We start from the raw sequence: 14846 nt of genomic DNA on the forward strand, positions 1-14846 counted from the left end.
GCAGGTCCGGGGACCTAGGACCGCCGGCACCACGAGGGCGGCCCTCCCCTGGTGGGGAGGGCCGCCCTGTGCGGTGCGGGCCGTCAGCCCTTCTGCATGACCTCCGGCTCGTGCCGGCGCTGCAGCCTGGTCACGATCACGCCGATCACGATCGAGATCACGAGCAGCACGCTCGCGTCGATCGCCCACTGGGCGACGGAGTGCTTCCACAGCGGGTCGTAGTTCGGGTGCTGGAAGTCCTTGTTCCAGGGGCCCATGAGCTGCGACAGGTTGAGCGTGGTGGACACGATGCCGGTGCCCCAGCGGGCGGGCATCAGCCAGGCGACCTGCTCCAGGCCGGGCTTGCCGAAGATCTGGAAGAGGCAGCCGGTGAAGACGACCTGGACGATGGCGAACATGACCAGCAGCGGCATGGTCTTCTCGGCGGTCTTCACCAGCGCGGAGATCATCAGGCCGAACATCATCGCGGCGAAGCTCAGCAGGATCATGCCGATGGTCATCTCGATCATCGGCATGTTCTGGACGATCAGGCCGTGCTCGGGGAGCTTGCGCGGCAGGAAGCCGACCGCGGAGATGATCGCGCCCTGGATCACGGAGAAGATGCCCAGCACGATGATCTTGGACATCATGTACGCCGAGCGGGACAGGCCGGTGGCCCGTTCCCGTTCGTAGATCGCCCGTTCCTTGATCAGCTCGCGGACGGAGTTGGCCGCTCCGGAGAAGCAGGCGCCGATCGCCAGGATCAGCAGGATCGTCGCGGCCCCGTTGTTCAGGTGGAGCTGGGTCTTCGGGTTGGGCGCGAGGCCCGGTTCGTTGGGGATCAGTACGCTGACCGCGCCGATGACCGCGGGCAGCAGCACCGACAGCGCCAGGAAGCCGCGGTCGGAGGCGAGCACCGACATGTAGCGGCGCATCAGCGTCCACAGCTGCGAGCCCCAGCTCTGCGGCTTGGGCGGCTTGATGGCCTCCTGTGCGACCTGGACGTGCTGCACCTCGCCCGCCTCGACGGTCGGGGCGGAGTACTGCTGGTAGTGCACCGAACCGCGGTAGCGGCCGGCCCAGTCGTGGTCCGGGAAGTTCTCGAAGGCCTGGAAGACGTCCGCCCAGGACTCGTACCCGAAGAAGTGCAGGGCCTCGTCCGGCGGGCCGAAGTAGGCCACCGAGCCACCCGGCGCCATGACCAGCAGCCGGTCGCAGAGCGCGAGTTCGGCGACGGAGTGGGTGACGACCAGGATCGTGCGCCCGTCGTCGGCGAGGCCGCGCAGCATCTGCATGACCTCGCGGTCCATGCCCGGGTCGAGGCCCGAGGTGGGCTCGTCCAGGAAGATCAGCGAGGGCTTGGTGAGCAGCTCCAGCGCGACCGAGACGCGCTTCTGCTGACCGCCGGACAGCGCGGTGATCTTGTTGTCGGCGCGCTTGTCGAGGCGCAGCTCGTACAGCACCTCGTCGATCCGGGCGTCGCGCTCGCGGGCCTCGGTGTCGCCGGGGAAGCGCAGCCGGGCCGCGTACTTGAGGCCCTTGCGGACGGTGAGTTCGCGGTGCAGGATCTCCGACTGCGGCACCAGGCCGATGCGGGAGCGCAGCTCGGCGAACTGCTTGTAGAGGTTGCGGCCGTCGTACAGCACCTCGCCGCGGTCGGCCGGGCGGTAGCCGGTGAGGGCGCGCAGCAGGGTCGACTTGCCGGAGCCGGACGGGCCGATGACGGCCACCAGGGACTTCTCCGGGACGCCGAAACTGACGTCGTTGAGCAGGATCTTCTTGGCGCCCTTGTGCTCGACCTCGACGGTCAGGTGGCGGGCGGAGAAGGAGACCGCGCCGGTGTCGACGAACTCCTGCAGCTGGTCGCCGACCAGCACGAAGCTGGAGTGGCCGACGGTCAGCCGGTCCTGCGGGCCCATCAGCTGGCGCTGCACCGGCTGGCCGTTGAGGAAGATGCCGTTGTGGCTGCCGAGGTCGACGATCTCGTAACGGCCGTCCGGCAGCTGGCGCAGCTCGGCGTGGTGGCGGGAGACCTGGAGGTCGGACACCACGATGTCGTTGTCCAGCGCGCGGCCGATCCTGACGGTGCGCATGCCGGCCGTCAGGTTGCGGATCATCGTCGGCTGCGGGCCGCCGCCACCGCCGTGCTGCGGCGGGGCCGGGAAGCCCTGCTGCTGCGGGAACCCGCCGTGCTGCGGCGGGTGCTGGTCCTGCGGCTGCGGCGGGTACGGCTGCTGCTGCGGCACGTACTGCTGCTGGGGCTGGCCCGGCCAGGCCTGCTGCGGCTGCTGGTACGGGTCCTGACCCGGCCACGGCTGCTGCGGGGCGGGCTGTTGGGGCGTCGGGCCGGGGCTGCGGCTGGTGACGGCCTCGTGCACCGGGGAGGGCTGCGGGGCGGCGGCGTGGGCGGGCGCGGAGAAGGCGAGTCGGGGCCCGTTCTGCGGGTTGCCCAGGTTGACGACGCCGCCGGGGAACAGCTGGGCCTGCATGGTGCGGGCGCCGGCCACGTACGTGCCGTTGGTGCTTCCGTGGTCGTCCAGCTGCCAACCGCTGCCGTTGAAACTGATGGTCCCGTGCTGCCAGGAGACCCTGGCGTCGTCGAACGGGAAGTCCGACTGCGGGTTGCGTCCGATGGTGTAGGACCGCCCGGGCTCAAGAGTCCGCTGCTGTCCGTTGATCTCAATGACGAGTTGCGGCACTGCTCGCCTGCCCCGCTCTCTCGGTTCCCCCGAATTCGGCCCCCGGCCGGGGTGCGCTGTTCCTCTGACTGACGGGGGGAATCATTCCAGCCCGCCGTCCGCCGATGAAAGTCACCCCGGGTGACTGTGACCAGGCTGCTACGCGCGGCTGCCGGCCGGGCCCGGAGAGCGCGGGCGTCCCGCGACGTGGGACGGGTGCCCTGGGCCCGGCGACCGACGGGTAGCGTGGGAGTCACCATGAACGCATCGCCCTTGGCCGCTGAGCCCCTCCCCGCCGCCCAGCCCCGGACCGCGGACGAGCGCACCCTGCTCGTCAAGGTGTTCGGCAAGGACCGCCCCGGCATCACCGCCGGCCTCTTCGCCACCCTGGCCGGCTTCGGCGTCGACGTGATCGACATCGAGCAGGTCGTCACCCGTGGCCGCATCACGCTGTGCGCCCTGGTCACCCCGCCCCACGCGCCCGGCGCCGAGGGCGGCCTGCGGGCCACCGTGCACCGCTGGGCCGAAGAGCAGAAGCTTCAGGCCGAGATCCTCTCCGGCATCGGCGACAACCGGCCGCGCCGCGAGGGCCGTTCGCACGTGACGGTGCTCGGCAACCCGCTGACCGCCTCCGCCGTGTCCGCGCTGACCTCCCGGATCACCGCGGCGGGCGGCAACATCGACCGTGTCTTCCGCCTCGCCAAGTACCCGGTGACGGCGGTCGAACTCGCCGTCTCCGGTGTGGCCACCGAGGAGCTGCGGGCCGAGCTGGCCCAGGAGGCGGCCACCCAGCGGGTGGACGTCGCGGTGGTGGCCGCCGGGCTGGAGCGCCGGGCCAAGCGGCTGATCGTGATGGACGTGGACTCCACGCTGATCCAGGACGAGGTCATCGAGCTGTTCGCCGCCCACGCGGGCTGCGAGGAGCAGGTGGCCGAAGTGACGGCGGCGGCGATGCGCGGCGAGCTGGACTTCGCCGAGTCGCTGCGGGCCCGGGTCGCGCTGCTGGCCGGGCTGGACGCCTCGGTGACCGAGAAGGTCCGCGCGGAGGTCCGGCTCACCCCGGGGGCCCGCACGCTGATCCGTACGCTGCAGCGCCTGGGCTTCCAGGTCGCGGTGGTCTCCGGCGGCTTCACCCAGGTGACCGACCACCTCGTGGACCTGCTGGGGCTGGACTTCGCGGCGGCCAACACCCTGGAGGTGGTGGACGGCAGGTTCACCGGCCGGGTGGTCGGCGAGATCGTGGACCGGGCCGGAAAGGCCCGCTGGCTGGCCCGGTTCGCCGAGCAGGCCAAGGTGCCGCTGGAACAGACCGTGGCGATCGGCGACGGTGCCAACGACCTGGACATGCTGAACGCGGCCGGGCTGGGGGTCGCCTTCAACGCCAAGCCGGTGGTGCGCGAGGCCGCCGACACCGCGGTGAACGTGCCGTTCCTGGACACCGTGCTCTACCTGTTGGGCATCACCCGCGAGGAGGTCGAGGCGGCCGACGGCCTCCCGGTCGAGTAGGGCGGCCGATCGGGCAGGTCCTGCGGAGGTACGTGAGGGGCGCGCGGATCAGATCCGCGCGCCCCTCACGTCTGCGTCGGACATCAGTCCTGCGGCGTGTGGTACGAGACCAGCTCGGCCACCCCCGGCTCGACACCCTTCCAGGAACCGCTGAAGCTGAGCACCGCGATCGCCGCCGTCGGGAAGCCGCCCAGGCGCAGCCGCTCCAGCGCGTCCCGGTCGCCGGCGTCCCCGGCCAGTACCTGGGTCAGGCCCAGCACCCCGGGGTTGTGGCCGACCAGCACCACGTCGGCGAACTCCTCCGGGGTCTCCTGGAGGACGGTGATGATCTCGCCCGGGCTGGCCTCGTAGATCCGGTCCTCGTACACCGTCTTGCGGGCCCGCTTGGGCAGCTCGTGTGCCGCCAGCTTCCAGGTCTCGCGGGTGCGCAGGGCGGTGGAGCAGAGCACGAAGCCGGGGTTGATACCGGAATCGGCCAGCCAGCGGCCTGCGTCCGGGGCCTGGTGGCGGCCCCGGTCGGCCAGCGGCCGCTCATGGTCGTCCACACCGTTCGGCCAGTCGGCCTTGGCGTGACGGAGAACGATGATCCTGCGGGGCGTGTCGGCGCTCATACCCAGCAAGCTTGGCAGAAAAGCGGCCCGGGGGCGCGACGCCCCCGGTCACCGCCACTCCCCCGGAGGGTCAGCCCACCGAGGCGGCGACGGTGGCGATGACCGCCACCAGCACCACGATGGCGCCGAAGGCGAGGGCGATGCGGCCGAGCTGCTTGCGGCCGTCGGTGGGATTCGGGTCGAGAACGGGCATGTCGGGAATTCTTCCACCCCGAACACGCCCGTCCTCCGCTGGCCCCACCGCCTTGGCCAGGCCTTGACCTTGCCGGTCAGGCGTTGACCTTGCCGGTCAGGCCTTGACCCGCTCGGCCGGGTGGACGGCCTCGTCCTCGATGTGCCGGGCCCGGGCGGCGCGCAGGCCGAACAACATCTGCGGCACCAGCAGCAGCGCCAGGAAGCCCAGCGGTCCGTACCACTGGCCGGTGGCCTGGTAGATCCGGCCGACCAGGATCGGGCCCGGGATGGAGATCAGGTAGCCGACGCCCTGGGCGAAGGCGGACAGCTGCGCCACCCCGCCCGAGGTCCGGGCGCGCAGCCCGATCATGGTCAGCACCAGCGGGAAGGCGCAGTTGGACAGGCCCACCAGGACCGACCAGACCCACGGCGCCCCCGCCGGGGCGAGCGCCAGACCGGCGTACCCGGCGATGCCGCAGGCGGCCAGCACCACCACGAACAGCCGCTGGTCGCCGCGCCGGGCGGCGAGGTTGGGCAGCACGAAGGAGACCGGCACGCCGATCACCATGGTGACCGCCAGCAGCACCCCGGAGGTGCCCTTGTCGACGCCGGAGTCCTGGAAGATCTTCGGCAGCCAGCCCATCACCACGTACGCGCCGGTGGCCTGGAGGCCGAAGAAGCAGGCCATCGCCCAGGCGGTGCGGCTGCGGGTGATCGGCAGCTTGGCGGCGGCGGCGCCGCCCGCCTGCTCTCCGCGCTCGCGCCTGGCGATCAGCACCGGGAGCCAGAGCAGCAGGGCGAGCGCGCCCAGGCCGGCCCAGACGCCCAGGCCGTAGCGCCAGTCGCCGCCGAGCGCGCTGGTCAGCGGCACCGTGACGGCGGCGGCCAGCGCGGTGCCCGCCGACAGCGCCATGGAGTACAGGCCGATCATCGGACCGACCTTCTCCGGGAAGTACCGCTTGATCACCACCGGCAGCAGCACGTTGGAGACCGCCACGCCGGCCAGGGCGAGCGCGGTGAGCAGCAGGAACACCGCGGTGCCGCCGGCGAAGGAGCGGGCCAGCACGCCCGCGGTGATCGCGCCCATGCCGGCCGTGACCACCGCGACCGGGCCGATCCGGCGGGCCGCCGCGGGGGCGGCGAAGCCGAACAGCGCGAAGCACAGCGAGGGGACGGCGGTGAGCAGTCCGGCCAGGGTCGGGTTCATCCCGAGGTCGGCGCGGACCTGGTCGAGCAGCGGCCCGAGGCTGGTGACCACGGGACGCAGGTTGACGGCGGCGGCGGCGATCGCGACGGCGAACAGCACGCCGAGGTACTTGGCGGGGGCGGAGGGCCGCTCGGTCTGCGGCCGGGCCCCGGTTCGTGGGGAGGCGGTGGTGTCTGCTGCGGGAGGCATGTGCGCCATCATAGAATGATGGGATGAATTGATGCACCTTGGAATTGACATGATGTGCCGACCGTTCATCCACCGGCCACCTCCCTCCAGGGGCCACCCACCCCGTAGTCGCAAGGAGTCCCCGTGGCGCTGTCCTCGCCGAGGCGCACCCCGCTGTCCGACCAGGTGATCGCGCAGCTGCGCGCCCAGATCACCTCCGGGGAGTGGCCCGTCGGCTCGCGCATCCCCACCGAGGCCGCCCTGGTCGAGCAGCTGGGGGTGGCCCGCAACACCGTCCGCGAGGCCGTCCGCGCCCTCGCCCACAACGGGCTGCTCGACATCCGCCAGGGCTCCGGTACCTACGTGCTCGCCACCAGCGAGCTGGCCGGGGTGATGCACCGCCGCTTCGCCGACGCCGACCAGGCGCAGGTCGCCGAGCTGCGGGCGGCGCTGGAGACCTCCGCGGCCGGCCTGGCCGCCCTCCGCCGCACCGAGCGCGACCTCGGTCTGCTGGACGCCGCGCTGGAGCGGCGCGAGGCCGCCTGGCGCTCCGGCGACGCCGAGGATTTCGTGCAGGCCGACGCCGCCTTCCACCAGGCGGTGGTAGCCGCCGCCCACAACGACGTGCTGCTGGCCGTCTACGCCGACCTCGGCGAGGTCACCCGCGAGCACCTGCGCAACGATGTCGGCCCCGAGCTGATCGCCGAGCGCTACATCGGCCACGACACCATCCGGGACGCCATCCGGGACGGCGACGCCCAGCGCGCCTCGGTCGAGGCCGGCCGCGCCATCGGCGCCTGCGCGACCGCCGAAGCGTGACCCCCTGTGCCCCTCCCGCCCGCCGCCGGGCGCTGCTGCCCCGGCACCGGCGGTCGGCGTCGGCGCGCCGTTCGGCTCGGGGAACGCCGCTGCCCGGCACCCCCTTCGCAGGGGTGCCGGGCAGCGGCGGTGTCAGCTGATCAGGCGCCGATGGCGTGCAGGCCGCCGTCCACGTGGATGATCTCGCCGGTGGTCTTCGGGAACCACTCCGACAGCAGCGCGACGATGGCGCGGCCGGCCGGCTCCGGGTCGCTCAGGTCCCACTTCAGCGGGGAGCGGTGGTTCCAGGTGTCGGCCAGGTCGCCGAAGCCCGGGATGGACTTGGCGGCCATCGAGCCGAGCGGGCCGGCCGAGACCAGGTTGCAGCGGATGTCCCGCTCGCCCAGGTAGCGCGCCAGGTAGCGGTTGGTCGCCTCCAGCGCGGCCTTGGCCGGGCCCATCCAGTCGTACTGCGGCCAGGCGAACTGCGCGTCGAAGGTCAGGCCGACGACCGCGCCGCCGTCCTGCATCAGCGGCAGCAGCGCCATGGTGAGCGACTTCAGCGAGTACGCCGAGACGTGCATCGCGGTGGCCACGGACTCCCACGGCGTGTCCAGGAAGTTGCCGCCCAGCGCGTCCTGCGGCGCGAAGCCGATCGAGTGGACGATGCCGTCCAGGGTCGGCAGGGTCTCGCGGACCTGGTCGGCGAGGCCGGCCAGGTGCTCCGGGTTGGAGACGTCCAGCTCCAGCACCTTGACCGGCTTCGGCAGCTTCTTGGCGATCCGCTCGGTCAGGCTCGGGCGCGGGAAGGCGGTGAGGATGATCTCCGCGCCCTGCTCCTGCGCGAGCTTGGCGGCGTGGAACGCGATGGAGGACTCCATCAGCACGCCGGTGATGAGGATCCGCTTGCCTTCGAGGATTCCACTCATGATCAGTGACCCATGCCCAATCCGCCGTCGACGGGAATGACGGCTCCGGTGATGTACGCGGCCTCGTCCGACGAGAGGAACCGCACGGTGGAGGCGACCTCGGCGGGCGCCGCGTAGCGGCCCAGCGGCACGCCCGAGACGATCTCCGCGCGGCGCTCGTCGCTGAGCACGGCGGTCATGTCGGTGTCGACGAAGCCGGGGGCGACCACGTTGACGGTGATGTTGCGCGGGCCGAGCTCGCGCGCCAGCGAGCGGGCGAAGCCGACCAGGCCGGCCTTGGAGGCGGCGTAGTTGGCCTGGCCCGGCGAGCCGGAGAGGCCCACCACGGAGGAGATCAGCACCACGCGGCCCTTCTTGGCCCGCATCATCAGCTTCGACGCGCGCTTGACCACCCGGAAGGCGCCGGTCAGGTTGGTGTCCACGACGGAGGTGAAGTCCTCCTCGGACATCCGCAGCAGCAGGGTGTCGTTGGTGATGCCCGCGTTGGCGACCAGCACCTCGACCGCGCCGTGCTTCTGCTCGATCTCGGTGAAGGCGGCGTCGACCTGGGCGGCGTCCGTGATGTCGCAACGCACCGCGAGCACGTCGTACTTGGCCAGTGCCTCGGGCACCTCACCCGAGCGGCTGGTGATGGCCACCTTGTCGCCCGTTTCGGCGAAGGCCTGGGCGATCGCGAGGCCGATGCCCCGGTTTCCTCCGGTGACGAGAACCGAGCGGCTCAACGATCCACCTCTCTCCGTGTGTGAGCGCGTACATCGGAATGCGTACGCAGTGTGACGCTATCGGGCGGTCGGCGGCGGCGGCGAATCGGGCTCCCACAGCGCCGCACCGGCGGAACTGTCGCAATCCGACAATCCGTCCCGCGGCGCCGGACGCCGCCCGGCCGCCCCCTCGGGCCGCAGCCCCGCCGCGACAGGGGCTACTGTGCGGGAACAACACGGGCGGGGGTGCCCGTTGCCCCCGTGGTGCGAACCGCCCCGGGGCCGGCCGTACCCTTCCCCGAAGAGTCCCGGCGAGGAAACGAAGGCAGGGCGCATGACCAAGGCACGGCCCGGGAGCACCCACCGGCGCGGACGACTGCTCGCCCTCACCGCCCTGGCGGCGGGCCTGGGCGCGACCGCCTGGTCGCTGCGCGACCTGCCCGCGGCGTTCGGCCGCCGCCCGGACGGCGAGCGCGAGGAGCGGGTGCGCGACTCCCCCCAGTACCGCGACGGCGTCTTCCACAACGCGCCCTCGACCCTGGCCCGGGCCGGCAGCACCCCCGACCTCGACCGCGACACCGTCCGCCGGATGCTGTTCCAGCGCGAGGGCCGCGTCCCGGCCCACCCGGTGCCCACCGTGCGCCCCGCCGCCGCGACCGGCCCGGCCGCCGAGGGCGTGGAGATCACCTGGTACGGGCACGCCTCCGCGCTGGTGGAGATCGAGGGCTCGCGCGTCCTGCTCGACCCGGTCTGGAGCGAGCGCTGCTCCCCCTCCGCCCACGTCGGACCCAAGCGGCTGCACCCGGTGCCGGTCGAGTTGGAGGAGCTGCCGCCGGTCGACGCGGTGCTGATCTCGCACGACCACTACGACCACCTCGACATGGCCACCGTCAAGCGCCTGGTGCGCAGCCAGTCCGCGCCCTTCGCGGTGCCGCTCGGCATCGGCGGCCACCTGCGCCGCTGGGGCGTCCCCGAGCACCGGATCATCGAGCTGGACTGGGACGAGACCTGCACCCTGGGCGAGCTGGTGCTCACCCTCACCTCCGCGCACCACTTCTCCGGCCGCGGCCTGACCCGCAACACCACCCTGTGGGGCTCCTGGGTGATCGCCGGCCCCCGCCGCAAGGTCTTCTACACCGGCGACTCCGGCTACTTCGAGGGCTACGCCCGGATCGGCGAGCAGCACGGCCCCTTCGACGCCGCCCTGGTCCAGATCGGCGCCTACGACGCGGCCTGGGCGGACATCCACATGACCCCCGAGGACGCCGTCCTCGCCCACCGTGACCTCCGGGCCGGGCTCCTGGTACCGGTCCACTGGTGCACCTTCAACCTGGGGCTGCACCCGTGGGCCGAGCCGATCGAACGGCTGCTCAAGGAGGCCAAGAACCAGGCCGTCCCGCTGGCCGTCCCGCGCCCCGGCGAGCGGGTCGACGTGGACAACCCCCCGGAGCTGGACGGCTGGTGGGAGGCCGTCTCCTGACGGCACCGGAGCGCCCTGGCCGAAACCGCAACGCACCGGGCCAAATGCGCTGGCCCGAAACCCGGTGGACGGGAAATGATGCGGTGGGGGCGCCCCAGCGGCGGCCGCCCCCCCCCCCCCCCCCCCCCGGGGGCCCCCGTTGCACCGCGCCCCCCCCCCCCCCACCCCCGCGCCGCCCCCTCCCCCCCCGGCGCCCCCCCCCGCCCCCCCCGCCCCCCCCCCGGGGGGGCCCCCCGGGGGGGGGGGGGGCGGGGGGGGGGGCCCCCCCCCCCCCCCCCCCCCCCCCGCCACCCCCCGCGACCTGGGAGCCCGATTGCCTCCGATCCCTCCGGCCGACAACGCCGGCGCCGAGCCCGCCCGCGCCGTCGACCCGCTGTTCCTCGCCCTCCCGCTGCGCTCCCTCGCCGACGCCGCCCTCAGCCGGGCCCGTGAACTGGGCGCAGGCCACGCCGACTTCCGCCTGGAGCGGGTCCGCAGCGCCTCCTGGCGGCTGCGCGACGCCCGTCCGGCCGGCACCTCCGACAGCGTGCAGCTGGGCTTCGCCGTCCGGGTGCTGCTGGACGGCGCGTGGGGCTTCGCCGCCGGGGTGGACCTCACTCCCGAGGCCGCGGCCGAGGTCGCCGCCCGGGCCGTCGCGGTGGCCCGGCTCTCCGGCGGGATCAGCCGGGCGGCCGGCTCCTCCGAGCGGGTCGAGCTGGCCGACGAACCCGTCCACCGGGACGTCACCTGGGTCTCCGCGTACGAGGTCAACCCCTTCGAGGTGCCGGACGCCGAGAAGACCGCCCTGCTCGCCGAGCGCAGCTCCCGGCTGCTGGCCGCCCGGGGCGTCTCGCATGTCCAGGCCGCCCTGCTGACGGTCCAGGAGAACAAGTTCTACGCGGACACCGCGGGCACCATGACGACCCAGCAGCGGATCCGGCTCTACTCCGACCTGGAGGCCACCTCGGTCGACGAGCGCACCGGCGCCTTCGACTCGATGCGCACCCTGGCCCCGCCGGTCGGCCGCGGCTATGAGTACCTCACGGGGGGCCGGGGGTCGTCCCCCGACGGACGCAGCCTGACCGGCACCGAGTGGGACTGGGACGCGGAACTCGCCGAACTGCCCGTCCTGCTGGCCGAGAAGATGAAGGCCCCGAGCGTCCGGGCGGGCCGCTACGACCTGGTCATCGACCCGTCCAACCTCTGGCTGACCATCCACGAGTCGATCGGCCACGCCACCGAGCTGGACCGCGCGCTCGGCTACGAGGCCGCCTACGCCGGCACCTCCTTCGCCACCTTCGACCAGCTCGGCAGCCTCCGCTACGGCTCCGACCTGATGCACGTCACCGGCGACCGCACCGCCGAGCACGGCCTGTCCACCATCGGCTACGACGACGAGGGCGTCGCCACCCAGTCCTGGGACCTGATCAGGGACGGCGTCCTGGTCGGCTACCAACTCGACCGGGCCATGGCCAAGTTGAAGGGGTTCGAGCGCTCCAACGGCTGCGCCTTCGCGGACTCCCCCGCGCACGTCCCGGTCCAGCGGATGGCCAACGTCTCGCTCCAGCCCGCCGCCGGCGGCCCCGACACCGAGGGCCTGTTCGCCGGGGTGGAGAACGGCCTCTACATCGTCGGCGACCGCTCCTGGTCGATCGACATGCAGCGCTACAACTTCCAGTTCACCGGCCAGCGTGCCTACGCCATCAAGAACGGCGAACTCGCCGGCCAGGTGAAGGACTTCGCCTACCAGGCCACCACCACCGACTTCTGGGGCTCGATGGCGGCGGTCGGCGGCCCGCAGACCTACGTCCTCAACGGCGCCTTCAACTGCGGCAAGGCGCAGCCCGGTCAGATCGCGGCGGTCAGCCACGGCTGCCCGTCGGCGCTGTTCCGCAACGTCAACGTGCTCAACACCCAGCAGGAGGCGGGTCACTGATGACCGCGATGCAGCCCCACGAACTCGTCGAGCTGGCGCTCGGCCTCTCCCGCGCCGACGGCTGCGTGGTGATCGCCGACGAGGAGTCCACCGCCAACCTGCGCTGGGCCGGCAACGCCCTGACCACCAACGGCGTCACCCGCGGCCGCCGCCTCACCGTGGTCGCCACCGTGGCCGGAGCCGAGGGCACCGCCTCCGGCGTGGTCTCCCGCGAGGCCGTCACCGCCGAGGACGTCGAGGGCCTGGTCCGCGCCGCCGAGGAGGCCGCCCGCGCGGCCGGCCCCGCCGAGGACGCCCAGCCGCTGGTCGCCGACCGGCCGCAGTCCCCGGACTTCACCGCGCCGCCCGCGGAGACCTCGATCGAGGTGTTCGACGCCTTCGGCCCGGCCCTCGGTCAGGCCTTCGCCCGCGCCGCCGCCCAGGGCGAACTGCTCTACGGCTTCGCCCGGCACGAGCTCACCACCAGCTACCTGGGCAGCTCCACCGGCCTGCGGCTGCGCCACGACCAGCCCACCGGCATGGTCGAGATCAACGGCAAGACGGCCGACCTCACCGGCTCGGCCTGGGTCGGCGCCGCCACCCGGGACTTCACCGACATCGACGTCCCGGCCCTGCACGCCGAACTCACCAAGCGCCTCGGCTGGGGCGCCCGCAGGATCGACCTGCCGGCCGGCCGGTACGAGACGCTGCTGCCGCCCTCGGCCGTCGCCGACCTGATGATCAACCTCCACTGGTCCTCCGCCGGCCGGGACGCCCACGAGGGCCGGACGGTCTTCTCCAAGCCCGGCGGTGGCACCCGGCTCGGCGACAAGCTCGCCGGCCTGCCGCTGACGCTGCGCGCCGACCCGGCCGAACCCGGCCTGGAGGCCGCCCCGTTCGTGCTGGCCCACAGCTCCGGCGGCGACGTCTCGGTCTTCGACAACGGCACGCCGGTCACCGCCACCGACTGGATCCGCGAGGGTGTGCTGACCGGCCTGGTCACCAGCCGCCACGCGGCCGGCCTCACCGGCCTGCCGCTGCGCCCGGCGATCGACAACCTGGTGCTGGAGACGGCCGACCAGGAGTCGGCGCCGACCCTGGACGAGATGATCGCCCGCACCGAGCGCGGCCTGCTGCTCACCTGCCTGTGGTACATCCGCGAGGTGGACCCGGCGACGCTGCTGCTCACCGGCCTCACCCGGGACGGCGTCTACCTGGTGGAGAACGGCGAGGTGGTCGGCGCGGTCAACAACTTCCGGTTCAACGAGTCCCCGGTCGACCTGCTCGACCGGATCACCGAGGCGGGCCGCACCGAACGCTGCCTGCCCCGCGAGTGGAGCGACTACTTCACCCGCACCGCGATGCCACCCGTGCGTGTCGCGGACTTCAACATGAGTTCGGTCAGCCAGGCCTCATAGCGGCCGGCCAACGGGGGGATACGAAGGACATGATGGACGAGAAGCGGCTGGTCAGGTCGAGCAAGATGCTGTCGCGCATCCTGCGCCACGAGCCGGAGCTGGTGGGGATCACCCTGGACGGCTCCGGCTGGGTCCGGGTCGAGGTCCTGCTCGACGCCCTCGCGGCGAAGGGCCGGCCGCTCACCAGGGCCGAGCTGGACCACGTCGTGGCCACCAACGACAAGCGCCGCTTCGGCTACTCGCCGGACGGCCTCTCCATCCGCGCCAACCAGGGCCACACGGTGGCGGTCGACCTCGGTCTGACCGCCACCGTGCCGCCCCACGTGCTCTACCACGGCACCGCCGACCGCCACCTGGCGTCGATCTTCCGCGAGGGCCTGCGCCCGATGACCCGGCAGGACGTGCACCTCTCGGCGGACACCGAGACCGCGACCCGGGTCGGCGCCCGGCACGGCCGCCCGGTCGTGCTGACCGTGAACGCGGCCGCGATGGCGGCGGCCGGCCACCGGTTCCGGCTCAGCGAGAACGGCGTCTGGCTCACCGCCGCCGTGCCCCCGCAGTACCTCTCCCGCCGCTCCTGACCACGGGCAGGGCCGTACGGCGCTCCTATCACGCCCGACCGGGTGGGCCCCGCCCACCCGGTCTCGTCGTGCCCGGCACCCGGGCGTACCGTGAGAAGGCCGCGCGGCACGGCGCGCGGGTGCGTGGACGAGGGCGGTAGGGCACATGGGCAAGAGCGCCGGAGGCGGACGGGTCTACCGGATCACGGGGGCACGCAGCAGCCTCTCCGAGGATGTCCGGGGTCGCCAGCGCCGCTACGTCATCTCGATGCTGGTCCGCACCCTCTGCGTGCTGCTCGCGGTGGCGCTGTGGGACGTCCAGCGCTGGCTCGCCTTCGCGGCGCTGGCGGGCGGTGTGCTGCTGCCCTACTTCGCGGTGCTGGTCGCCAACGCGGGCCGGGAGCAGGCGCCGGGACTGCCGAGCACCTTCGACTTCCCCTCCGAAACGCCGCTGATGCTCGGCCCCGGTGGTACGGGTGGGGCTGGTGCGCCGGCTGGTACAGGACAGGCAAAGGCCGCTGGCACCGAAACTTCACAGGGCGCGGACTGACTGTCCGGTTCACGGCGGTTGAGCCCGAATCGGCTCGACGAAAGCTCAGAAGAAGCTCAGATTAATCATGCAAGACCTCCCCATCCGAGGGTCCGGCCGTGACATACTGCGTACGCGCTCCGCATCCCCCGTCGGAGCGACGGACCGACGCCGGGCGGCTCCCCCCGTGGCTGCCCGGCGTCGCCATGCCCGG

At 72.8% G+C, this 14846-nt stretch carries 13 protein-coding genes; 7 read left to right on the plus strand and 6 right to left on the minus strand.

The features are described from left to right. Positions 1-83: 83 nt before the first annotated feature. Positions 84-2678, minus strand: a complete 2595-nt coding sequence (locus ACH4J0_RS13610) for an FHA domain-containing protein (protein WP_396239525.1) — start codon at positions 2676-2678, stop codon at positions 84-86. A gap of 237 nt (positions 2679-2915) precedes the next feature. Between ACH4J0_RS13610 and serB the strand changes: the two genes are divergently transcribed. After that, complete coding sequence (gene serB / locus ACH4J0_RS13615; RefSeq protein ID WP_396239527.1) at positions 2916-4163, plus strand: phosphoserine phosphatase SerB; 1248 nt, start codon at positions 2916-2918, stop codon at positions 4161-4163. An 83-nt stretch (positions 4164-4246) separates the two neighbouring features. On the opposite strand, the gene ACH4J0_RS13620 is transcribed toward serB, so the two are convergent. The 3 genes from ACH4J0_RS13620 to ACH4J0_RS13630 all read right to left on the minus strand — a co-directional run bounded on the left by ACH4J0_RS13620 (position 4247) and on the right by ACH4J0_RS13630 (position 6344). After that, positions 4247-4774: a SixA phosphatase family protein gene (locus ACH4J0_RS13620; protein ID WP_396239529.1), complete on the minus strand. Its 528-nt coding sequence runs from the start codon at positions 4772-4774 to the stop codon at positions 4247-4249. Positions 4775-4844: 70 nt separating this feature from the next. After that, a complete protein-coding gene (locus ACH4J0_RS13625; RefSeq protein ID WP_396239531.1) occupies positions 4845-4967 on the minus strand; it encodes an SGM_5486 family transporter-associated protein in 123 nt (40 codons plus the stop codon). A 96-nt stretch (positions 4968-5063) separates the two neighbouring features. Beyond that, on the minus strand, positions 5064-6344 hold the full coding sequence (locus tag ACH4J0_RS13630) for a CynX/NimT family MFS transporter (protein WP_396239533.1): 1281 nt from the start codon (positions 6342-6344) through the stop codon (positions 5064-5066). Positions 6345-6467: 123 nt separating this feature from the next. Between ACH4J0_RS13630 and ACH4J0_RS13635 the strand changes: the two genes are divergently transcribed. Beyond that, on the plus strand, positions 6468-7142 hold the full coding sequence (locus tag ACH4J0_RS13635) for a FadR/GntR family transcriptional regulator (RefSeq protein ID WP_396239535.1): 675 nt from the start codon (positions 6468-6470) through the stop codon (positions 7140-7142). A gap of 140 nt (positions 7143-7282) precedes the next feature. Here the strand turns inward: ACH4J0_RS13635 and fabI are convergent, their stop codons facing one another. Both fabI and fabG read right to left on the minus strand, forming a co-directional pair. After that, positions 7283-8050, minus strand: a complete 768-nt coding sequence (fabI, locus tag ACH4J0_RS13640; RefSeq protein WP_396239537.1) for an enoyl-ACP reductase FabI — start codon at positions 8048-8050, stop codon at positions 7283-7285. A gap of 2 nt (positions 8051-8052) precedes the next feature. Next, positions 8053-8772 (minus strand): 3-oxoacyl-[acyl-carrier-protein] reductase, encoded by a 720-nt coding sequence (fabG, locus tag ACH4J0_RS13645; RefSeq protein ID WP_396239539.1) that lies wholly within the window; start codon positions 8770-8772, stop codon positions 8053-8055. Positions 8773-9085: 313 nt separating this feature from the next. Here fabG and ACH4J0_RS13650 point away from each other — a divergent pair, with 313 nt between their 5' ends. From ACH4J0_RS13650 to ACH4J0_RS13670, 5 genes are all read left to right on the plus strand, one after another. Further along, positions 9086-10231: an MBL fold metallo-hydrolase gene (locus ACH4J0_RS13650; RefSeq protein ID WP_396239541.1), complete on the plus strand. Its 1146-nt coding sequence runs from the start codon at positions 9086-9088 to the stop codon at positions 10229-10231. 313 nt (positions 10232-10544) lie between these two features. After that, complete coding sequence (locus tag ACH4J0_RS13655; protein WP_396239543.1) at positions 10545-12146, plus strand: TldD/PmbA family protein; 1602 nt, start codon at positions 10545-10547, stop codon at positions 12144-12146. After that, a complete protein-coding gene (locus ACH4J0_RS13660; protein ID WP_396239545.1) occupies positions 12146-13543 on the plus strand; it encodes a metallopeptidase TldD-related protein in 1398 nt (465 codons plus the stop codon). Before ACH4J0_RS13655 ends, ACH4J0_RS13660 begins: the two co-directional genes overlap by 1 nt. A gap of 32 nt (positions 13544-13575) precedes the next feature. Further along, positions 13576-14124: an RNA 2'-phosphotransferase gene (locus ACH4J0_RS13665; protein WP_396239961.1), complete on the plus strand. Its 549-nt coding sequence runs from the start codon at positions 13576-13578 to the stop codon at positions 14122-14124. Positions 14125-14269: 145 nt separating this feature from the next. Then, positions 14270-14653, plus strand: coding sequence for a DUF3099 domain-containing protein (locus tag ACH4J0_RS13670; RefSeq protein ID WP_396239547.1), 384 nt, complete (start codon positions 14270-14272; stop codon positions 14651-14653). Positions 14654-14846: the final 193 nt, after the last annotated feature.

This window comes from Kitasatospora sp. NPDC017646 (assembly GCF_044329365.1).
Taxonomy (GTDB): Bacteria; Actinomycetota; Actinomycetes; order Streptomycetales; family Streptomycetaceae; genus Kitasatospora.